This window comes from Rhizobium sp. GR12, assembly GCF_036596185.1.
Classification (GTDB): Bacteria; Pseudomonadota; Alphaproteobacteria; order Rhizobiales; family Rhizobiaceae; genus Agrobacterium; species Agrobacterium nepotum.
Window position 1 is genome coordinate 34,368 of the sequence record NZ_JASXTH010000008.1, and the last position, 20,055, is coordinate 54,422.

Below are 20,055 nucleotides of genomic sequence, written 5' to 3' on the forward strand. Positions count from 1 at the left end.
ACGGGGAGAGGGTCGCGGCAGCGGGATGAGGGGGCGAGGGTTCGGTCTATCGCTGACGTTGCCCCCTCATCCGACCCTTTGGGCCACCTTCTCCCCGGCGGGGAGAAGAAACAAGCGGCACTCGCTCGCTCCATAAGCAATCACACTGCGCCCTTGAGGCAAGACCCATTTCGATACGGAACCTGCTCAATGTCCGAAACGGCACCACTTCTGGAAGCACGCGCCATCGGTAAATCCTTTCTCGGGATCACGGCGCTGGACGGCGTCGATTTTTCGCTCGGGCGCGGTGAAATCCACGCGCTTCTCGGCGAAAACGGCGCGGGCAAATCAACACTCATCAAAATACTGACCGGCGTTTACCACCGCGACAGCGGCTCGATCTTTCTGGAGGGCGGCGAGATATCGCCCACCAATGTCGGCGAGGCGCAGGCGCTTGGCATCGGCACGGTCTATCAGGAAGTGAACCTTCTCGAAAACCTGACCGTTGCCGAAAATCTCTTTCTCGGCCGTCAGCCACACCGCTTCGGGCTGATCGACCGGGCCTCGATGCAGAGACAATCGCAGGCCTTGCTTTCCCAATACGGGCTTTCGATCGACGTCAACGCCCTGCTTTCCAGCTATTCCGTCGCCATCCGCCAAATCATCGCCATCGCCCGCGCAGTCGATCTTTCCGGCAAGGTCCTGGTGCTGGACGAGCCGACCGCCAGCCTCGATGCCCATGAGGTCGAGATGCTGTTCGGCGTGCTGAGGAACTTGCGCGCGCGCGGCATCGGCATCGTCATCATCACCCACTTCCTCAACCAGGTCTACGATATCGCCGACCGGGTAACGGTTTTGCGCAATGGCCGCCTCGTCGGTACGCGCGACATCGGCAACCTGCCGAGGTCCGAACTCATCGCGATGATGCTGGGCCGCGAGCTTCAGCACATCACCCACGAACATCAGGCGACTGACGATACGGTTGCCGAGGGCGAACCGCCGATCCGTTTCGAAGGTTACGGAAAACGCGGTAGCATCGCCCCTTTCGATCTCGGCATACGCCCCGGCGAGATCGTCGGTGTCGCCGGTCTTTTGGGCTCGGGCCGAACCGAAACGGCGTTCCTGCTGTTCGGCATCGACAAACCCGATACCGGCAAGGCCACGATAGACGGAAAGACCGTCACTCTTTCTTCGCCAGAAGCCGCGATCACCGCCGGCTTCGGGTTCTGCCCTGAGGAGCGCAAGACGGACGGTATCATCGGCGACTTTTCCGTGACTGACAATATTGCGCTGGCGCTTCAGGCCCGTCAGGGCTGGGCGCGGCCGCTTTCGCGCCGGCAGAAGGTGGAACTTGCCGAAAGCTTCATCAAATCGCTCGACATCCGCCCGGCAGATCCCGACCGGCCGATAAAGTTCCTGTCCGGCGGCAACCAGCAGAAGGCCATTCTGGCGCGCTGGCTCGCCACCCATCCCCGGCTTCTGATCCTCGATGAGCCGACCCGCGGCATCGATATCGGCGCCCATGCGGAAATCCTCAAAATGATCGAAAAACTCTGCACCGAGGGCATGTCGCTCGTGGTCATCTCATCCGAACTGGAAGAACTGACCGCCGTTGCCCACCGCGTCGTCGTGCTGTCGGACCGCCGCCATGTCGGCGAACTGAAGGGTAGCGATGTAACCGCCGACAACATCATGCGGGCAATTGCGGATGCGGCCCGCACGGAGGCGGCGTGATGGTGGGTGTGACACGACGACTGAAAAGGCTTGCTCCCCAGCTTGCGGCACTTTTCGTCATTCTGGCAGCGATTACAATCGTTTCGCCCGGTTTCCTCCATGTTTCGTTCCAGAACGGCAGGCTTTACGGCAGTCTGGTGGATATTCTCGTGCGCGCAGCGCCCGTGGCGCTCCTGACCATCGGCATGACGCTGGTGATCGCAACCAAGGGCATCGATCTGTCGATCGGCGCAGTGATCGCCATCTGCGGCGCGGTGGCGGCAACGCTCATCAGCAACGGCCATTCCATCCCCACCGTCATCGCCATCTCGCTTGCCGTCGGCATCGCCTGTGGCCTGTGGAACGGAGTGCTGGTCGCCCTTCTCGATATTCAGCCGATCATCGCCACGCTGATCCTGATGGTGGCCGGACGCGGTATCGCCCAGCTCATCACGGAAGGCGTGATCCTCACCTTCAACGATGACGGCTTCTCCGCCATCGGCTCCGGCTCCTTTGCGGGCATTCCCCTGCCCGTCATCATCTGGGTGGCGGTGGCTCTGCTGATCGGCGTTCTGGTGCGCAAAAGCGCGCTCGGCTTTCTGATAGAGGCCACCGGCATCAATCGCCGCGCGGCAGCGCTTGCCGGGGTGCGGGCGCGCTTCCTGCTGTTTTTCGTCTATGCCGTTTCCGGTCTCTGCGCGGCAATCGCCGGCATGATCGTGACCGCGGATATTCGCGGCGCGGATGCCAACAATGCCGGGCTGTGGCTGGAACTGGACGCCATATTGGCGGTGGTGATCGGCGGCACATCGCTGAATGGCGGCCGTTTCTCCATCACCGCCTCCCTGATCGGCGCGCTCATCATCCAGACCATCAATACCGGCATTCTGGTCTCCGGTTTCCCGCCGGAATTCAACCTCATCATCAAGGCGGGCATCATCATGGTGGTTCTGACGCTGCAATCACCGGCGATCATGGCGGTTCTGGGCTTCGTCAGAACGCCCAAGCCGCATGCAAAACCGGCCGCCACCAACGGCATGACCAAGGAAGGAACCGCGCGATGATCCACAGCCGCAATCTGCCGTTCCTCACCACGCTGACGATCTTCGTAATCGCCTATCTCCTGTGCGTGCTGCAATATCCGACGATCCTGTCGACGCGGGTGATCGGCAATCTTCTCACCGACAATGCCTTTCTCGGCATCGCCGCCGTCGGCATGACATTCGTCATCCTGTCGGGCGGCATCGATCTGTCCATCGGCTCGGTCATCGCCTTCACCAGTGTCTTCGTGGCTGTCATGGTCGGCACCTATAATATTCACCCGCTGCTGGCCTTCGCCATCGTGCTTGTGGTTTCGACGCTGTTCGGCTGCCTGATGGGGGCGATGATCCGCTTCCTGTCGATCCCGCCTTTCGTGGTGACGCTGGCGGGCATGTTCCTGGCGCGCGGCGCTGCCTATCTGATCTCCACGCAATCCGTGCCGATCTCGCATCCGTTCATCGATGCGATACAGGGGTTTTATTACCGCTTTCCCGGCGGCGGCAGGCTGACTGCACTTGCCATGGTTATGCTTGTTGTTTTCGCAGCCGGCATGCTGATCGCCAGCCGCACCCGCTTCGGGGCCAATATCTATGCGCTTGGCGGCAACCCGCAATCGGCGGAGCTGATGGGCGTGCCGATCGGGACAACGACAATCGGCATCTATGCGCTTTCGGGCTTCCTTTCGGGCCTCGCCGGTATCGTCTACACGCTCTACACTTCCTCCGGTTATTCGCTGGCGACAGTGGGCGTGGAGTTGGACGCCATCGCGGCCGTCGTCATCGGCGGCACGCTTCTGACAGGCGGCACAGGACTGGTGGCGGGAACCTTCATCGGCCTTTTGATCCAGGGACTGATCCAGACCTACATCGTTTTCGACGGAACGCTTTCCTCCTGGTGGACGAAAATCGTTATCGGCGTGCTGCTTTTCGTCTTCATCGTGTTGCAGCGCGCAATCATCTGGTATTCAAACAGGAGACTGGCCGGACCACATCCGGCATAACCGTAAACGGAGGCTTTATTGGGGTTGCTCGAAACGACGATAAGCGGACGAAAACGCCGGAACAGCCACGCGCATGTGGTGGCCGAACTCGGCAGCGCCATCGTCTCGGGCAGGATTGCGGAAGGTTCCCTGCTACCCAATGACGCCGAGCTTTCTCTCCGTTTCGGGGTTTCGCGCACCGTGCTGCGCGAGACGATGAAGACGCTGGCGGCCAAGCGGCTGGTTGAACCCAAGGCCAAGGTCGGCACCCGCGTTCTTGACCGTTCGAGCTGGAATTTCTTCGACCCGGATGTGCTGGGCTGGCGCTGCGAAGCCGGAATAGACCAGGAATTCGTCACGCATCTGGCGGAAATCCGCCTCGCGCTCGAGCCGGCGGCGGCTGCAGCGGCCGCCTTGCAGGCGACGAATGACGATATCGTCTCCCTTTACGTCATCGTCGCCAAGTTCGACAATCCGCAGCATACGCCGGAAACCATCGCCAAGGTCGACCTCGAATTCCACCTTGCCGTAGCGCATATGTCCGGCAACCCGTTCATGCGTTCGGCGAGCGGCCTGATCGAAGCAGCACTTGCCATCTCCTTCCAGCTTTCGTCCCCGGCCTCGTCGCCCGGAACCATCGCCGAGATCGCCGCCAACCACCTACGCATCGTGCACGCCATCGCCGCGCGTGATGCCGAAGCCGCCGTCAAGGCCATGCGCCATGTGATCGAGGTCGGCAAGGACCGGACGCGGAAGGCAATCAAGACGCCCTGAAGGTGAAAAGATAAAGGTTTCTTCTTTCACCATAAGTTCAGGCCCGCACGAATGCGGGCCCTTTTTCTCTTGGCAAATATCCTACCCCTGCGACGCTTCAACCTGCGGCACCACGCCACGGCGCGACGCCATGAGCGATGCGCCGAGGAGGGCCGCGATCGCCACGAAGACGAAGACCATGGTTGCGCCATGAAGGTCGATCAGCAACCCGCCCAGAATAGCACCGCTGGAGATGGCGATCTGGAAGGTGGTGAGCAACAGCGCGCCAGCGCTTTCGGCCTCGTCAGAGGCAACCCTTGTGATGAAGCTCTGCACGCTGACCGGAAGTGCACCGAAGGCGAAACCCCATGAAGCGATGGCAACGCCCGCAACGACGGGAGATGCACCCGCAATCACCAGAACAGAAGCGGATGCGGCAATCAGCGTAGCGGCGAATGTCACCGCCCATGCCGTGTTTTTCTCGGCTAGGAAACCGCCGAAGAGATTGCCGAAGAAACCGCCGATACCGTAGACCAGAAGAACAAGCGAGATCGCCTCGACGCCAAGCTGCGGCACGTTTTCCAGAAACGGACGGACATAGGTGAAACCGGCAAAGTGCCCCGCGACGATCAGCAGCGTCGTCAGAAGACCGATCCTGACCTGTGGCCGCTGCAACAGCCGGAACATGGTGGAAAGACCGGGCGCACCGGCGGGCGGCAGCGAAGGAATGGTCAGCAATTGCACGAGCAGTGCGAGGACGCCGAGCACACCGGCAACGACGAAGGCCGACCGCCAGCCGAGAGTAGCCCCAAGCCACGCTCCGACAGGTGCCGCGCAGACGGTGGCGACCGAAACCCCGGTGAGGATGATGGCCATGGCGCGCGGCATCTTATCGAGCGGCACGAGCCTCAACGCCAGCGCCGCCGACATGGCCCAGAAACCGCCAAGGCCGATGCCGAGCAGAACGCGCGATGCGAACAACATGAAAAGACCGTTGGCAAAGGCGGCAAGAGCACTGGAGATGATCAGCAGCGTAGTCAGACCGAGCAGGGTCCAGCGGCGATCGATACTGCGCGTGCCGATGACAACGCCGGGACCGGCAACCGCTGCGACCAGCGCAGTAACGGTGATGGATTGCCCGGCAAGACCGGAGCTGATGGAAAGATCGGCCGACAACGGCGTCAGAAGGCTGACCGGCAGAAATTCCGCCGTTACCAGCCCGAAGACGCCGAGCGAAAGCGAAACCACAGCGGCCCATTTCGCATCCGGTTCCTTGGTGCGCGGCACATATTCAAGTTCGTTGATTGTCCGGTTGTTCACGAAAATCTCCTGATGCGCATTCTGAGAATGCACCCTGAAACGGAATCACAAAGCGACGAAGCTGGTGGGAGCCCGGTTCGTCACCTCCAAATCGATACCTGCAAGCTACGCGTGACAGGTCGGCGTTTCCATGCTAGAAAATCTATATTCCTTAACTAAACGTCCGAATTTGCGAGATGCCATGAACGATGCCCTGACGGAAATGCTGCGCGGTTTGCGGCTTGACGGCGTGGAATACGGCCGCTGCCGCATGGCGACCCCTTGGGCCACGGCCTTTCCCGAACAGGAGGCGGCGCGGTTTCATTTCATCGGCGTCGGACAGGCGAAACTGCGCAAACCTTCCGGGGAATGGTTGACGCTGACATGCGGCGATGCGGTACTTCTGCCCCGCGGCCATGCCCATGTGCTGGGCAGCGGCGAGGATGTGACACCGGCCCTCTTCGACCGGTTTGGCAAGAAGGAAGTGTGTCAGGGCATTTTCGACATGGAATGCGCCGGTGCGGACGGCGACACGTTGGCGTTTACCGCGTCCATGCGTTTCAACATGGATAATCTGCACCCGCTGTTGCAACTGATGCCGGATGTGATGCTGACCAGCGATCTGGCCAAAAGCGACCCGGCCATTCCGCATCTGCTGGAGGCCATGGCCCGCGAGGTGGAACTGAACCGCGTTGGTGCTGGCGGCATTCTGGCACGGCTTGCCGACGTGCTGACGGCGACGCTGATCCGCACCTGGGTGGAACATGGCTGTGGCGATTCCAGCGGCTGGCTTGCCGCCGTGCGCAATCCCGAACTCGGGCGGGTGCTGGCTGCGATCCATCTTACCCCCGAGAAAGACTGGAGCGTGGAGGAGCTTGCCTCCCTGATGGGTGCATCCCGCTCGAGTTTCGCGGAACGTTTCACCCGTGTGGTGGGCGAAAGCCCGGCCCGTTATGTGGTGCGCATTCGCATGCATCAGGCACGACTGTGGCTGCGCGAGGGTATGCGCGTGACGCTGGCGGCGGAAAAACTCGGCTATGATTCCGAAGCCTCGTTCAGCCGGGCCTTCAAACGCGTGATCGGCGCGCCACCCAGCCAGTTCCGCAAGAGGGAGATGGCCGGGCTGGAGGATGCGGCATAGGGGGAATGCCTCTCAGTGGAAATTGCGGGAAATAACCTTTATCCGCTCCACCTCATCGTCATCATGGACAGCAGGCGGCGGTTGCTTTTTCATGTCGCGACGGTCTTCCGGTGGAGCCCCGTGGCGGAAATCGTCGCCACGTCCATGCGGCAGGGGAAAGGCGCGGTTACGCTCGCCGACGCTTGCCAGTGCCTCTGACAGATCGGTCAACCGGTGGGCGACCAGATGCACTACTTCGCCTTCCCGCTGGATCTTGCCGTAAATGCCGACCATGCCAGCGGACAACACCACGCGGCGGTATTTTTCAAAGGTCTTGACCCACAGGACCGCATTGGCAATGCCCGTCTCGTCCTCCAGCGTCATGAAAATCACGCCCTTTGCCGAGCCGGGACGCTGGCGCACCAGCACCAGACCCGCCGTTTCCAGCCAGGTTCCATCACGAGCACGCACCGCCTCCGCGCAGGTCAGAATACGACGGCGGGAAAGATCGCGTCGCAGGAAGGACATGGGGTGCTCGCGCAGGGTCAGTCCCACATGGCCGTAATCCTGCACCACCTCGCCACCGTCAGTCATGGGGCGCAGCGCGACGGAAGGCTCGTCGAGTTCGGCCACCGTGGCATTTTCCCGGCTGGCGGCGGCGGCAAAAAGCGGCAGCGGCTCATCCCGTAACGCCTTGATGGCCCACAGCGCCTCGCGTCTGGAAAGCGAGAGCGAGGGCAGAAAAGCATCGGCTTCGGCGAGACACACCAGCGCTGAGGCCGGAACGCCCGCCCTTCGCCAGAGATCATCCACGGAGACGAAATCGCGATCCTGCCGGCAGGCGACGATTTTTGCGGCGTGATCGTTGGAGAGGCCCTTCACCATGCACATGCCGAGCCGCACGGCAAAACGCTCGTCGCCCTTGTCATCTTTTTTGCCCGTGGGTTCCAGCGTGCAATCGAAGCGGCTTTTGTTGATGCAGACCGGGCGCACCTCCACGCCATGATCGCGCGCATCGCGCACGATCTGCGCCGGGGCGTAAAAACCCATGGGCTGCGAATTGAGAAGCGCCACGCAGAAAATATCGGGGTGATGGCACTTCAGCCATGAAGAGGCATAAGCGATCAGCGCGAAGGAGGCCGCATGGCTTTCGGGAAAACCATAGCTGCCGAAACCTTCCAGCTGCTTGAAGATGCGTTCGGCGAATTCTTGCTCATAACCGCGCTCCACCATGCCCTTGACCAGTTTTTCCCTAAACTTGGAAATGGTGCCGACATTCTTGAATGTCGCCATGGCTCGGCGCAACTGGTCAGCCTCATCCGGGGTGAAACCGGCACAATCCATGGCAATCCGCATGGCCTGCTCCTGAAACAGCGGAACACCCATCGTCTTTCCCAAGACGCTTTCAAGTTCTTTTTTCGGAAAATGAACCGGCTCTTTTCCCTGTCGACGTCGTAGATAAGGATGCACCATATCGCCCTGAATGGGGCCGGGACGAACGATGGCGACTTGAATGACGAGATCGTAAAATTCCTGCGGCTTCAAGCGCGGCAACATCGACATCTGCGCCCGGCTTTCGATCTGGAAAGTGCCCAGCGTATCGGCCTTCTGAATCATGGCATAGGTAGGCCCGTCATCCGGCGGCATAGCGGCGAGATCATATTTCTCTCCCGTGCGTGCCTCCAGCATATCGAAGCCGCGTTTCATGCAGGAGAGCATGCCGAGAGCTAGACAATCCATTTTCATGAACTTCACGATATCGATATCGTCCTTGTCCCATTCGATGATCTGTCGGTCGTCCATGGCGGCGGGCTCGATCGGCACCAGTTCGTCCAGCCGGTCATGGGTCAGAACGAAACCGCCCGGATGCTGGCTGTGGTGGCGCGGCGTGCCGACAAGCTGGTTGGCCAGTTCGAAAGCGAGTTTCAGACGGCGATCCTCCATATTGAGGTTCAGTTCCTTTACCTGTTTTTCATCCACCCCCTCGCTCCAGCGCCAGACCTGCGAGGACAGAAGTTTGGTCAAATCTTCCGGGAGGCCCAGAACCTTGCCGACATCACGCAGCGCCCCGCGCCCGCGATAACGGGTGACGACAGAACAGAGCGCGGCTTTGTCCCTACCGTAGGTGTCATAAACCCATTGAATGACTTCCTCGCGCCGCTGATGTTCGAAATCCACGTCGATATCCGGTGGTTCTCCCCGGTTCTCGGAGACAAAACGCTCAAAGACGAGATTGCTGAAAAGGGCAGGATCGATGGCGGTGATGCCAAGCACAAAACAGATAACCGAATTGGCGGCTGAGCCACGTCCCTGACATAGAATATCTTGTGAGCGCGCATAACGGACGATGGTATTCACCGTCAGAAAATAGGGAGCATATTCCAACCTGCCGACAACATCCAACTCATGATGCAGCGCCTTTTCTACCTTCTCCGGCAAACCATGCGGATAACGCCCCGGCACCGCCTCCCAGACCAGCTTTTCCAGCGCCTGCTGCGCCGTCAGCCCCGGTTGAGTGCGCTCTTCGGGATATTGATAGACCAGTTCCTTCAGCGAAAAGGTGCAGCGTTTGGTGATTTCGAGGCTGCGCGCCAAAGCTTCCGGATAACGGGCAAACAGCCGATGCATTTCTTCCGGCGGTTTCATGTAGCGGTCGGCATGCCGCTCGCGCCGGAAACCCGCCTCGTCGATGGTGCAATTGTGCCGGATGCAGGTAACGACATCCTGCAGCATGCGCCGCTCCGGCACATGAAACAGCACGTCATTGGTGACCACCGTCGGCACATCAGCGGCTTCAGCCATGTTCGACAATTCGAAAAGCCGCATCTGGTCGTTGGGGCGTCGGCGCAGGCTGAGCGCCATATAGGCACGATCCGCAAAAGCCGCCCTCAATCGGCGCAGGCGCAGGGCGCAGATGTCGTCCGCAAGATCGGCGAGCAGCACCACGATCAGGCCTTCGCCATAGGTGACGAGATCGTCCCATGTCAGCCGGCACTTGCCCTTGCCACCCCTTTTCTTGCCGACGGAAAGCAGCCGGCAAAGCCGCCCGTAAGCCGGACGATCCATGGGGTAGACCAGCACGGAAAGGTCATCATCCAGATCGAGCCGGCAACCGATGACGAGCCGGATGCCATGATTATTGGCAGCCTCGTAAGCACGGGGAATGGCCGCAAGGCTGTTGCGATCCACAATGCCCAGCGCCTCGATGCCGAGATTTTTTGCCTGTTCGAACAGTTCGTCGCAGGAGCTGGCACCGCGCAGGAAGGAGAAATGCGTGGTCACCTGAAGTTCGGCATAACGGGGGGCGCTCATGCAAACACTCCGTGGATGAACCAGCCCTGGGAGCCGGTTTCCGCATGTTCTCCGTCACCGGAGCGGAAAATCCAGAAGCGTTCGCCGCTTTCATTTTCCACCATGAAATAATCGCGTACGGCGGCCTTTTCCCGGTCTCGCTTCCACCATTCGCCGAAAACCCGTTCCGGCCCGTCGGCGCGGCGAACATTATGGCGCACGCCTTTCCAGATGAAATAACGTGGCGGATGATCCGGTAAAAGCGCCAGCGTCTCTATGGGTTCCGGCCTTGCGAAAAGCCGCACCGGACGTGGCCAATGACCGGGCCAGCCGAGCGTATCCTCTGATGCCTGCGCTGCAACGCGGGCAACGGAGCGCTCCGGCACGTCGCTTGCCACCGCCGCGTAACGATAGACCCTGTGGCCGCGATTGAGGATGACATCGACCGTATCGGCAATCTCAGCACGGTCTTCATCCAGAAGCGAGGAACGCGCCTGCGCGGCCACAAGCGGCTCCGCATGGGTCGCGGTCAGCACCATTATCTCGATGCCGAAACCGGGATCGATGGTGTCGATACGGTCGGTCAGGAGCCGAACAAGCTGTTTAACGTCGCGCACCGGTCTGGAGGTGCCGGCCCGTATCGCCTGCAAGCCGCTATCCACCCGGTGCAGCACCAGATCGACACGGCGGGCGCCGAGGCCGCGCTTTTCCAGTGCTGCGCAAAGCCCCGCAACCAGCTTTTGCATATAGCGGGCAATTGTCTCGGCCGCCGCGATCGGTTCTGGAAACGCGCGGCGCACCTCCACCAGTTCGGCGATGCGCACCGGCTCGATGGGCTCACCGGTCTCGCCGAAGGCCTGCGCCAGACGCCTGACCACTTCCGGGCCGAAACGCAGGGTAAGCGGCGCACGCGGAGCCTCGGCAAGTTCGCCTATTGTGCGAAAACCCAGCACCTTCAACGCCGAAACCGTGCGTTCCTCCAGTCGCAATGCCGAAAGCGGCAGCCCGCTGATCGCCCAGCGCTGGCCACCCGGCGGCACGATGTTGATTTCTTCACGGCCGAAACGGGCGAGCGCATGGGCGGCACCCCAGCTATCGGCAATGGCGGCACGGGCGGCAAAACCTGCGGCGTGCAAGCGGTTGACCATGCCGCTCAGCATCAACGTTTCATTGCCGTGCAGATGATCTGCGCCCGCAGTGTCCAGCACCAGCCCGTCCGGCGGATCGGCGGCGACGATGGGGGCATAGATACGCAGGAAATGAAAGGCGAGCTGTTGCAGGGCGCGGGCATCCGCCGCCTCATCGAGATTTTCGACGACGAGACCCGGCACCAGCGCCTGCGCCTTGCTGACGGGCGTGCCGGGCCGGATGCCCGCCGCCCTTGCCGCCTTGTCGAGCGCCAGCACCAGACGGCGGCTGCCCTGACGGCCGATCATGACCAGCGGTTTTTCAACCGGCGGCGCGTTCTGCCCCGAAAGACGCCGGTAGCGATCCGTCGGCCATGTCGGCAGGTAAAGCGAGACGACCCTTTGCATCACAGGCTTCCACTTCAAATTCAGCACTTTCGCCGCCGCGACACCGCAGAAGCTCCAGAAACCAGCGCGGCCTGCCCACCCCCGGCACCGGCAGGGCTGAGGAAGGCCGGACGGAGACACGCCAGCGCGTGACGGCCGCCGTCGGCTCGCCGAACAGCGCCGCATCGGCCGGGCGCCGGAAGCGGCGGATGGCGATGCCTGTCACACCGGAAGTTTCCGCCGCCAGTTGCAGCCGCCGCGAGGCATTCATCGGCAACTTCGCAAGCTCACCCATCACCGCACCGAAACCGTTGCAGCGCAGCCCCTCCTCGAAACAGTCGAGCACGCCTTTTTCATCGCGGCATTCGACAATGATCACACGGTTCTGCGACAGGCCTGCCTGCGCCAGTCCCGGCATGAACAGATCCCGCCGGGTGACGCACCACAAGACCTTGCCGGACAGCCGCGCCGCGACGCCTGCCGCAAAAAGAGCAGCCGCTGCGCCATCGGCAGCGCCATTGCCGCCGCCGCTCACCTCATGCAGACTGCCGAGCTTCAGCCCGCCTCCCGGCAAATGATGGTCGATGGCATCCACGCCGAAAGGCAAGGCCTCGTACAGGCGGGCAGGCCCGCCACCGATCCTTTCCAGCCTTTCACGCAGTTCTTCGACAACGAGCAACTGTTCCGCGCGCTTTTGCATGGCATGACAGGTTTCAATTCCAGATTTTCAATTCTATTGTTCTTGTTTTGTTCTTAATTCAACAAAGAGTCAAGCAATGCCGTGCCGCTCTTCAACAGTTTGCACGGGAAGAGCGGGATTATGGCCTTGCAGCCATGCGTACCGCCGTTAAAACGGAATTGTCCTATGCCGCCTCGTGTTTTTACGAAACCGCCGTACAAGGACCTCAGGGTTTTTGGAGGAAAGCCGCCCATGATCGCCAGCATTCTGATTGCCGTGGTTGCGGCTATTCATATCTACATCGTTATTCTGGAAATGCTGCTGTGGGAAAAGCCGGCGGGACGCAAGGCCTTCGGCCTTTCGGCGGATTTCGCCAGGCAGACGAAGGTTCTTGCCGCCAATCAGGGGCTTTATAACGGCTTTCTCGCGGCCGGGCTGATCTACGGGCTGGTGCAAGGCGATGCGGGCCTGAGCTTCAAGGTCTTTTTCCTCACCTGCGTCCTCGTGGCCGGCATTTTCGGCGCCATCACCGCCAATATGAAAATCCTGTTCATTCAGGCTTTGCCGGCATTGTTTGCGCTCGGCTTGCTCTGGATCGGAGTATGAACTTATGACCGCATGGAACGACCACCGCGCCAAAGATGCCCTCAACCGGATTTTCATGGCCGCCGTCGCGAGCGCCGATCCCGCAAAGGTGCTGAAACACCATCTCCCCTCGCCGCCCAAGGGCAGATGCGTGGTGGTCGGCGCCGGCAAGGCCTCGGCCGCCATGGCAGCAGCACTCGACAAGGCCTGGGCGGATGTCGATCTCTCCGGTGTCGTGGTAACGCGTTATGGCCATGCCGTTCCGGCCGGACGCATCGAGATTATCGAGGCCTCGCACCCCGTGCCCGACGACATGAGCGCGGAAGCGGCAAGACGCATTCTTGCCGCCGTTCAGGGATTGACCGCCGACGACATGGTAATCGCGCTGATTTCCGGCGGCGGTTCGGCACTGATGGTCGCGCCCGCTGAAGGCATGACGCTTGCGGACAAGATGGCCGTCAACCGCGCCCTTCTTGCCAGTGGTGCTACGATTTCGGAGATGAACGCCGTGCGCAAGCATCTCTCCCGCATCAAGGGCGGGCGGCTGGCACTCGCCGCAAAACCGGCCAGAGTGGTTTCACTGCTGATTTCCGACGTGCCGGGTGACGACCCCTCCGAAATTGCTTCCGGCCCGACGGTTGCCGATCCAAGCGACATCGACGGCGTGCGTGAAATCGTCTCCCGCTACGGGCTCGATCTTCCTGAAAACGTGCGCAAGGTACTGGAAAAGGGTGAGGAAACCCCGAAGGCAGGCGATATCGAGGAAGATATCAGATTGATCGCGGCCCCTTCGCTCGCCTTGCAGGCGGCGGCGGACGAGGCGGTGAAGCTCGGCCTTACACCGCTCATCCTCGGGGATGCGCTGGAAGGCGAATCCAGGGACGTCGGCGCGGTGATGGCCGGTATCGCACTATCCACCAGCTGCAAGGGTCTGCCAATCAAAGGCCCGGCAGTGCTGCTTTCCGGTGGCGAAACCACGGTGACGATCGGCAAGGGACCAGCCGGCAAGGGCGGGCGCAACACGGAATTCCTGCTGAGCCTTGCGCTGACGCTGAAGGGTGCAGATGGCATCTGGGCCATTGCCGGCGATAGCGACGGCATAGACGGCGTGGAGGATGCGGCCGGTGCATTGGTGACGCCGGATACGCTTATCCGCATGCGCAATGCCGGTGTCGACCCGCGTCAGTCGCTTGTGAGCCACGACAGCTATACCGCATTCAGGGCAGCCGGAGACCTTGTGGTAACGGGGCCGACTCTGACGAATGTAAATGATATCAGGGCGATCTTGATCGGGTGAAAGCGGGAGGGTTCGAACCGACCAGGACTGTGCGGTGTGCGCCTCAATGAGGAGAGGCCATTTTGACTATACCGTCAGACAGGTATAATCTGATGGCATATCTTTTGGAGCCTCAGCCATGCGTCTTGGAGTGCTCATATTTGGCCTGGTCATGGCACTGATCCCTACTTTGGCGGATGCCCACAACTGCAAATGCCGAAATCGCGGTGTCATGTTCCAACTCGGCCAGACATCCTGCCTGAAGGTCGATGGCGGCTCCTATCTCGCGCGTTGCGAGATGAAGCTCAACGTCTCGTCCTGGACCAAAATCCAGGACGGTTGCCCCGTGACAGAACGGGCGCAGGCGCAGTCGACACGCGTCAACTGATCACATCGTCAGGTGGTGTCAGACCGGGCGTGCAGCTTGTTTCTTCTCCCCCGCCGGGGAGAAGAAATGCGCCGCGACGCCATGTCCAGTCTTACAGCTTTACCCAGCCGCCATTCTTCTTGCCCGATTCGATGCACGCCGTAACGAAGGCAACGCCTTTGACGCCGTCATCGACGGTCGGATAGATGACCGCCTTGTCCAGCGCAGAACCGGTGCGGCGAGCCTCGATGGCATGGGCGGCTTCGGTATAGATGGTCGCGAAAGCTTCGAGATATCCTTCCGGATGGCCCGATGGAATGCGGGTGACGCGTGCAGCTGCGGCCCCTGCCCCGGCGCCGCCGCGGGTGATGAGCTGCTTCGGCTCGCCAAGCTTCGTGAACCAGAGATAGTTTGGATCGGCCTGCGTCCACTCGATGCCGGCCTTGTCGCCGTAAACGCGGACCTTCAGCCCGTTTTCATGACCGACGGCAACCTGACTGCACCAGAGCAGCCCCTTGGCTGCTTGCTTGGCATCCCTGGCCTTGAAGCGCAGCATCACATGCGCATTGTCGTCGAGACGACGGCCTTCGACGAAGGTGTGCACATCCGCCGCCAGCTCATCCGCTTCCAGACCTGAAATGAAGCAACCGAGATTATAGGCGTGGGTGCCGATATCGCCGGTGGAGCCACCAACGCCGGATTGTGCCGGATCGGTGCGCCAGACGGCCTGTTTCGCGCCGGTCTGTTCCACCGCTTCCGTCAGCCAGTCCTGCGGATATTCCATCTGCACCAGACGGATAGTCCCAAGCGCGCCGGTTTCCACCAGTTCGCGCGCATGCCGCACCATCGGATAACCGGTGTAGTTGTGGGTGAGGATGAACAGCGCATCGGCCTTGTCCGCCACGTCCTTCAGCTTTTTGGCATCCTCCAGATTGGAGGTCAGCGGCTTGTCGCAGATGACATGGATGCCACGTTCCAGAAACGCCTTCGCCGCTGGATAATGCACATGATTGGGCGTGACGATCGCCACCGCCTCGATACCATCCTCGCGCAGCGCTTCCTTCTCGGCCATCTCTTCGAACGAGCCGTAGCAACGCTCTGGATCAAGCCCGAGCTCACGGCCGGAGGCGAGGGATTTTTCCGGTGTCGAGGACAAAGCCCCGGCCACGAGATCGAAGCGGTTGTCGAGCCGCGCCGCCATGCGGTGAACGCCACCGATAAATGCACCCGAACCGCCACCGACCATGCCCAGACGAATCCGCGTGTTCGCCTTGTCGGTTGTCTTTCCTTCAATAGCCATAATGTCTCCTCAGCATTTTCTAAGCGCATTTCCTGAGGGAAAACCGCTTCACATTTTTTCTGGAAATGCTTTCAAAGCCCAAGCATACGGCGGTTGGCCGCGTCGTCGGTGCCGCTTGATGCAAAATCATCGAAGGCTTTTTCCGTGACGCGGATGATATGGTGTTTGACGAACTCGGCCCCTTCCCGGGCGCCGTCTTCAGGATGTTTCAGCGCGCATTCCCACTCGACCACGGCCCAGCCATCGAAATCATTGGCCGCCATTTTCGAGAAGACGGCACCGAAATCCACCTGCCCGTCACCCAGCGAGCGGAAGCGGCCCGCACGGTTGACCCAACCCTGATAACCGCCATAAACACCCTGGCGACCGGTCGGGTTAAACTCCGCGTCCTTGACGTGGAACATCTTGATGCGGTCTTTGTAGATGTCGATATTGTCGAGATAATCGAGGCATTGCAGCACGTAATGCGACGGGTCGTAGAGCATGTTGGCGCGCGGATGGTTCTTCACCCGCTCCAGGAACATCTCGAAAGTCACGCCATCGTGCAGATCTTCGCCCGGATGAATTTCGTAGCAGACATCGACACCCTGCTCATCGGCGTAATCGAGGATCGGCGTCCAGCGTTTTGCCAGTTCGTCGAAAGCAGTCTCCACCAGACCGGCCGGGCGCTGCGGCCAGGGATAAATGAAAGGCCAGGCGAGCGCGCCCGAAAAGGTCGCATGTGCGTTGATGCCGAGATTTCTCGAGGCTTTCAGCGCAAGCTTCACCTGCTCCACTGCCCATTGCTGCCGCGCCTTCGGATTGCCGCGCACTTCGGGTGCAGCAAAACCGTCGAAAGCTTCGTCATAGGCCGGGTGAACGGCAACCAGCTGGCCCTGCAAATGGGTGGAAAGCTCGGTCACCTCGACGCCGTTCTGGCGCGCGACGCCGGCGAACTCGTCGCAATAATCCTTGGATTCGGCGGCCTTTTTCAGATCGATCAACTGTCCGGCCCAGGTGGGCACCTGCACGCCGGCATACCCTTTTTCCGCCGCCCATTTGGTGATGCCGTCCCATGTATTAAAAGGCGCCGCATCCCCTGCAAACTGACCGAGAAAAAGACCCGGTCCCTTGATCGTCTTCATAAAAATATCCTCCTGTATCGATACAGTTGAGCGGTAAAACCGCTTTGGCTCCCAATTTGCCAAGCTAACCGCTCGTCGTTTTCATACAAGCCCCAAAAGTCGGAGGGGCGAGAGAATTTCGCTATTTTACTTAAAAAGCGAAAGGCGGCTAAAGCGCCAGACCGCTTGCCCTGTCGAATACATGCACACGCTCGTGGTGAACGGTGGCGGCAAAGGGGGTGTTGACCCTGACCGGCTGCTCGCCATCCACCACCGCCGTCACCTGATCGCCCGCCAGTTCGAAGACCACATGTGTCTGCGCGCCTGTCGGCTCCACCAGCACCGTCCTGCCGGAGAGCGAAATATCGCCGCCGATGGTCGAACCGATATGTTCCGGTCTCAAGCCAATCGTCACCGGCTGACCACGCTTGACCTTTCTGGAAGCGGCAATACGGATCGCGGTTCCGTCCTTCAGTCGTGCAGCAGGCTGATCGCCCTCGCCGTCAACCACGCCTTCGATGAGGTTCATGGCCGGTGAGCCGATGAAGGCGGCCACGAAGAGATTGGCCGGCGTCTTATAGAGTTCGAGCGGCGTGCCCTGCTGCTCGATGCGACCGTGATTGAGCACCACCACCCGGTCCGCCAGCGTCATCGCCTCGATCTGGTCATGGGTGACGTAGATGGAGGTCGTACCAACTTTCTGGTGCAATGCCTTGATTTCGCTGCGCATCTGCACGCGAAGCTTGGCGTCGAGGTTCGATAACGGCTCATCGAACAGGAAGACGGCCGGGTTACGCACCACGGCGCGGCCCATGGCAACACGCTGGCGCTGGCCGCCGGAAAGCTGCGAGGGCTTGCGGTCCAGAAGCTGGCCGAGATCAAGCATGCGAGCGGCTTCCGCCACACGCTGTTCGATGACGTTTTTCGGCTGGCCGGCAAGCTTCAGATTGAAGCCCATGTTTTCGGCCACCGTCATATGCGGATAAAGCGCATAGGACTGGAAAACCATGGCGATGTTGCGCTCGCGCGGTGTCATGTCGTTGACGACGGTGCCGCCGATGAGGATGTCCCCATCGGTGATTTCCTCCAGCCCGGCGATCATGCGCAGCAGGGTGGACTTGCCGCAGCCCGAAGGCCCGACCAACGCGATGAATTCACCATCGGTTATATCGAGCGAGATGCCGTGAATGACATCGAGCGCGGCATAGGACTTGCGGATATCCCTAAGTTCGACGGAAGCCATATTTTGCTCCTTTCAAGTCACGATTTGACGGCACCGGCCGTCAGGCCCGCGATGATGTGTTTCTGTGCGAGGAAGAAGACGATGACGGTCGGCAGGATCGTCAGCGTGATAAAGGCGAGAACGAGCTGCCACTCCGTGCCGAATTCGCCGCGATACACCATGATGCCGAGCGGCCAGGGATATTTCGATTCCGAATTCAGCATGATCAGCGGCAGGATGTAGCTGTTCCAACTGCCGACGAAAGACACGATGCCGACGGTGGCCACGATGGGTCGCGAAAGCGGCATGGAAATATGCCAGAAGAACCGCAGATAACCGCAGCCATCCACGAAGGCGGCCTGAAACAGTTCATCCGGCAGATTGCGGAAATAATTGCGGAACAGAAGAATGCTCATGCCAAGCCCGAAGGCCACCTGCGGCAAAACCACGCCCCAATAGGTATCGAGCAGGCCAAGATCGCGGATGCGGATGAACAGCGGCAGGATCGCCGTCGCCGCTGGAAACATCAGCCCCAGAAGGAAGTAATTGAGCAGGAACGACGAGCCGAAGAACTTCACATGCGCGAAGGTAAAGGCGGCCATGGCCGAGACGGTCAACGTCAGGAACACAGTCAACAGCGCGATGACAAGCGAATTGAAGATTTGCAGCCAGTAGCGCTTGCCGAAGAGGATATCGCCGTAATTGGCCCATTGCCATTCGGCCGGAAGACCGAACGGATTGACGCGCAGGTCCCCCAGCGTCTTGAAGCCGCCAAGCGCCGTGGTCAGCAGCGGGATGAGCACGATAGCCGCGATCAGGCTCAGCGATATGTAAAGATAAAGCTTCGTTTGCAGCGGCATGCGGACGGAAGTGGATGTATCAGTCATGGCGCATGAAAATCCTTTTGTAACCGAAGGCAAGCGTTACGCAGATGACGAAGAGAACGACGCCGACCGCGCTGCCAAGCCCCACCTGCATGCGCATGACGCCGTAGGTGTAGAGGAAGGTGACCATGGTCTGCGTGGAATTGGACGGGCCACCGCCGGTCAGCGGCATGATCATGTCGAACAACTGCAACGAGCCGATCACCGCGAAGAAGACGGACAGGCGCACCGTGGAACCGAGCATCGGCAGTGTCACGTAGCGGAACTTCTGCCAGCCGGAAGCACCATCGATTTCGGCCGCTTCCAGCACGTTCTTGTCGACGGACTGAAGGCCGGCAATGAACAGCATCATGTGGAAACCGAAATATTTCCAGACGATGACGCCAAGCACCGCGTAGATCGCGACGTCCTTGTCGGCCAGCACATAAGGGTTGGCGAAACCGAAGAAATTGGAGATGGCCGCGAACAGACCGTAATCGCCGTCATAAACGAAACGCCAGATCAGACCGGCTGCGACATCCGCCAGAACATAGGGCAGAAAGAAGACAAGCCGGAAGGCGACGACGCCGGGAAGCCGGTGGGCCAGCATCATGGCGAGCCAGATCGCCAGCGGTATCTGGATCAGCACGGAAATCAGGATGATGATGCCGTTATTCATCAATGCCTGCGAAAAGGCGGCATTACCGAACAGCACCTGAAAATTCTTCAAGCCGACGAAATCGGTCGGCGTGCCGTAGCCGTTCCAGCGATAAAGGCTGTACCACGCCGCCTCGCCCATCGGCAGAATGACGAACAGGGTAAAGAGCAGCAGCGCGGGCGGCAGGAAGACCAGAAGGGTCAGCGCCCGGTCATGTGCGACCGAGCTTTGCTTGCGCTTCGTCTTCGATGCGCGCGCCGGTATGGACGCAGAAGTCATGGAAATATCCGTCATCTCTATCCGCTTTCATTCA

17 protein-coding genes are annotated in these 20,055 nt (G+C 60.5%); 8 read left to right on the plus strand and 9 right to left on the minus strand.

The features are described from left to right. Positions 1-189: 189 nt before the first annotated feature. From QSK43_RS15120 to QSK43_RS15135, 4 genes are read left to right on the plus strand one after another with little or no spacing between them, the layout of a single operon-like run. Complete coding sequence (locus QSK43_RS15120) at positions 190-1,713, plus strand: sugar ABC transporter ATP-binding protein (protein WP_332304116.1); 1,524 nt, start codon at positions 190-192, stop codon at positions 1,711-1,713. Continuing rightward, entirely contained in the window at positions 1,713-2,756 is a 1,044-nt protein-coding gene (locus tag QSK43_RS15125; protein ID WP_332304117.1) for an ABC transporter permease, read from the plus strand. Before QSK43_RS15120 ends, QSK43_RS15125 begins: the two co-directional genes overlap by 1 nt. Further along, complete coding sequence (gene yjfF / locus QSK43_RS15130; protein WP_332304118.1) at positions 2,753-3,733, plus strand: galactofuranose ABC transporter, permease protein YjfF; 981 nt, start codon at positions 2,753-2,755, stop codon at positions 3,731-3,733. Before QSK43_RS15125 ends, yjfF begins: the two co-directional genes overlap by 4 nt. Positions 3,734-3,751: 18 nt before the next feature. Then, the gene (locus QSK43_RS15135) at positions 3,752-4,486 is read left to right on the plus strand and encodes a FadR/GntR family transcriptional regulator (RefSeq protein ID WP_332304119.1); all 735 of its coding nucleotides are present in this window, start codon (positions 3,752-3,754) and stop codon (positions 4,484-4,486) included. A gap of 81 nt (positions 4,487-4,567) precedes the next feature. Here QSK43_RS15135 and QSK43_RS15140 read toward each other — a convergent pair whose 3' ends face one another. Next, on the minus strand, positions 4,568-5,785 hold the full coding sequence (locus QSK43_RS15140; RefSeq protein WP_045021921.1) for an MFS transporter: 1,218 nt from the start codon (positions 5,783-5,785) through the stop codon (positions 4,568-4,570). A 181-nt stretch (positions 5,786-5,966) separates the two neighbouring features. Here QSK43_RS15140 and QSK43_RS15145 point away from each other — a divergent pair, with 181 nt between their 5' ends. Next, the gene (locus tag QSK43_RS15145) at positions 5,967-6,905 is read left to right on the plus strand and encodes an AraC family transcriptional regulator (RefSeq protein ID WP_332304120.1); all 939 of its coding nucleotides are present in this window, start codon (positions 5,967-5,969) and stop codon (positions 6,903-6,905) included. Between the two features lie 12 nt (positions 6,906-6,917). On the opposite strand, the gene QSK43_RS15150 is transcribed toward QSK43_RS15145, so the two are convergent. The 3 genes from QSK43_RS15150 to QSK43_RS15160 are packed head-to-tail and all read right to left on the minus strand — an operon-like array spanning position 6,918 to position 12,389. Next, the gene (locus QSK43_RS15150) at positions 6,918-10,196 is read right to left on the minus strand and encodes an error-prone DNA polymerase (protein WP_332304121.1); all 3,279 of its coding nucleotides are present in this window, start codon (positions 10,194-10,196) and stop codon (positions 6,918-6,920) included. Beyond that, the gene (locus tag QSK43_RS15155; RefSeq protein WP_332304122.1) at positions 10,193-11,710 is read right to left on the minus strand and encodes a Y-family DNA polymerase; all 1,518 of its coding nucleotides are present in this window, start codon (positions 11,708-11,710) and stop codon (positions 10,193-10,195) included. The genes QSK43_RS15150 and QSK43_RS15155 overlap by 4 nt, the downstream gene beginning before the upstream one ends. Then, positions 11,625-12,389, minus strand: a complete 765-nt coding sequence (locus QSK43_RS15160; protein ID WP_332304123.1) for an ImuA family protein — start codon at positions 12,387-12,389, stop codon at positions 11,625-11,627. The genes QSK43_RS15155 and QSK43_RS15160 overlap by 86 nt, the downstream gene beginning before the upstream one ends. A 231-nt stretch (positions 12,390-12,620) precedes the next feature. Between QSK43_RS15160 and QSK43_RS15165 the strand changes: the two genes are divergently transcribed. From QSK43_RS15165 to QSK43_RS15175, 3 genes are all read left to right on the plus strand, one after another. Then, a complete protein-coding gene (locus tag QSK43_RS15165; protein WP_332304124.1) occupies positions 12,621-12,974 on the plus strand; it encodes a DUF1304 domain-containing protein in 354 nt (117 codons plus the stop codon). A 4-nt stretch (positions 12,975-12,978) separates the two neighbouring features. Further along, positions 12,979-14,250: a glycerate kinase type-2 family protein gene (locus QSK43_RS15170; protein ID WP_332304125.1), complete on the plus strand. Its 1,272-nt coding sequence runs from the start codon at positions 12,979-12,981 to the stop codon at positions 14,248-14,250. Between the two features lie 118 nt (positions 14,251-14,368). Continuing rightward, positions 14,369-14,617 (plus strand): hypothetical protein, encoded by a 249-nt coding sequence (locus QSK43_RS15175; RefSeq protein ID WP_332304126.1) that lies wholly within the window; start codon positions 14,369-14,371, stop codon positions 14,615-14,617. Between the two features lie 91 nt (positions 14,618-14,708). Here the strand turns inward: QSK43_RS15175 and QSK43_RS15180 are convergent, their stop codons facing one another. The 5 genes from QSK43_RS15180 to QSK43_RS15200 all read right to left on the minus strand — a co-directional run bounded on the left by QSK43_RS15180 (position 14,709) and on the right by QSK43_RS15200 (position 20,036). Beyond that, the gene (locus QSK43_RS15180) at positions 14,709-15,896 is read right to left on the minus strand and encodes a Gfo/Idh/MocA family protein (RefSeq protein WP_332304127.1); all 1,188 of its coding nucleotides are present in this window, start codon (positions 15,894-15,896) and stop codon (positions 14,709-14,711) included. A 71-nt stretch (positions 15,897-15,967) separates the two neighbouring features. Next, positions 15,968-17,020: a sugar phosphate isomerase/epimerase family protein gene (locus tag QSK43_RS15185; RefSeq protein WP_332304128.1), complete on the minus strand. Its 1,053-nt coding sequence runs from the start codon at positions 17,018-17,020 to the stop codon at positions 15,968-15,970. Positions 17,021-17,168: 148 nt separating this feature from the next. Continuing rightward, positions 17,169-18,242 carry an ABC transporter ATP-binding protein gene (locus QSK43_RS15190; RefSeq protein WP_332304129.1) on the minus strand — a complete coding sequence of 358 codons (1,074 nt, stop codon included), beginning with the start codon at positions 18,240-18,242 and terminating at the stop codon, positions 17,169-17,171. A 17-nt stretch (positions 18,243-18,259) separates the two neighbouring features. Then, positions 18,260-19,108: a carbohydrate ABC transporter permease gene (locus tag QSK43_RS15195; protein WP_332304130.1), complete on the minus strand. Its 849-nt coding sequence runs from the start codon at positions 19,106-19,108 to the stop codon at positions 18,260-18,262. After that, positions 19,101-20,036, minus strand: coding sequence for a carbohydrate ABC transporter permease (locus QSK43_RS15200; protein WP_045021869.1), 936 nt, complete (start codon positions 20,034-20,036; stop codon positions 19,101-19,103). The genes QSK43_RS15195 and QSK43_RS15200 overlap by 8 nt, the downstream gene beginning before the upstream one ends. Positions 20,037-20,055 lie beyond the last annotated feature (19 nt).

Bases quoted from the DNA above. Each gene is read 5' to 3' on its own strand.
- QSK43_RS15120 (WP_332304116.1), top strand. From the start codon at position 190: ATGTCCGAAACGGCACCACTTCTGGAAGCACGCGCCATCGGTAAATCC.
- QSK43_RS15125 (WP_332304117.1), top strand. From the start codon at position 1,713: ATGGTGGGTGTGACACGACGACTGAAAAGGCTTGCTCCCCAGCTTGCG.
- yjfF (WP_332304118.1), top strand. From the start codon at position 2,753: ATGATCCACAGCCGCAATCTGCCGTTCCTCACCACGCTGACGATCTTC.
- QSK43_RS15145 (WP_332304120.1), top strand. From the start codon at position 5,967: ATGAACGATGCCCTGACGGAAATGCTGCGCGGTTTGCGGCTTGACGGC.
- QSK43_RS15150 (WP_332304121.1), bottom strand. From the start codon at position 10,196: ATGAGCGCCCCCCGTTATGCCGAACTTCAGGTGACCACGCATTTCTCC.
- QSK43_RS15155 (WP_332304122.1), bottom strand. From the start codon at position 11,710: ATGCAAAGGGTCGTCTCGCTTTACCTGCCGACATGGCCGACGGATCGC.
- QSK43_RS15160 (WP_332304123.1), bottom strand. From the start codon at position 12,389: ATGCAAAAGCGCGCGGAACAGTTGCTCGTTGTCGAAGAACTGCGTGAA.
- QSK43_RS15165 (WP_332304124.1), top strand. From the start codon at position 12,621: ATGATCGCCAGCATTCTGATTGCCGTGGTTGCGGCTATTCATATCTAC.
- QSK43_RS15170 (WP_332304125.1), top strand. From the start codon at position 12,979: ATGACCGCATGGAACGACCACCGCGCCAAAGATGCCCTCAACCGGATT.
- QSK43_RS15175 (WP_332304126.1), top strand. From the start codon at position 14,369: ATGCGTCTTGGAGTGCTCATATTTGGCCTGGTCATGGCACTGATCCCT.
- QSK43_RS15180 (WP_332304127.1), bottom strand. From the start codon at position 15,896: ATGGCTATTGAAGGAAAGACAACCGACAAGGCGAACACGCGGATTCGT.
- QSK43_RS15185 (WP_332304128.1), bottom strand. From the start codon at position 17,020: ATGAAGACGATCAAGGGACCGGGTCTTTTTCTCGGTCAGTTTGCAGGG.
- QSK43_RS15190 (WP_332304129.1), bottom strand. From the start codon at position 18,242: ATGGCTTCCGTCGAACTTAGGGATATCCGCAAGTCCTATGCCGCGCTC.
- QSK43_RS15195 (WP_332304130.1), bottom strand. From the start codon at position 19,108: ATGACTGATACATCCACTTCCGTCCGCATGCCGCTGCAAACGAAGCTT.
- QSK43_RS15200 (WP_045021869.1), bottom strand. From the start codon at position 20,036: ATGACGGATATTTCCATGACTTCTGCGTCCATACCGGCGCGCGCATCG.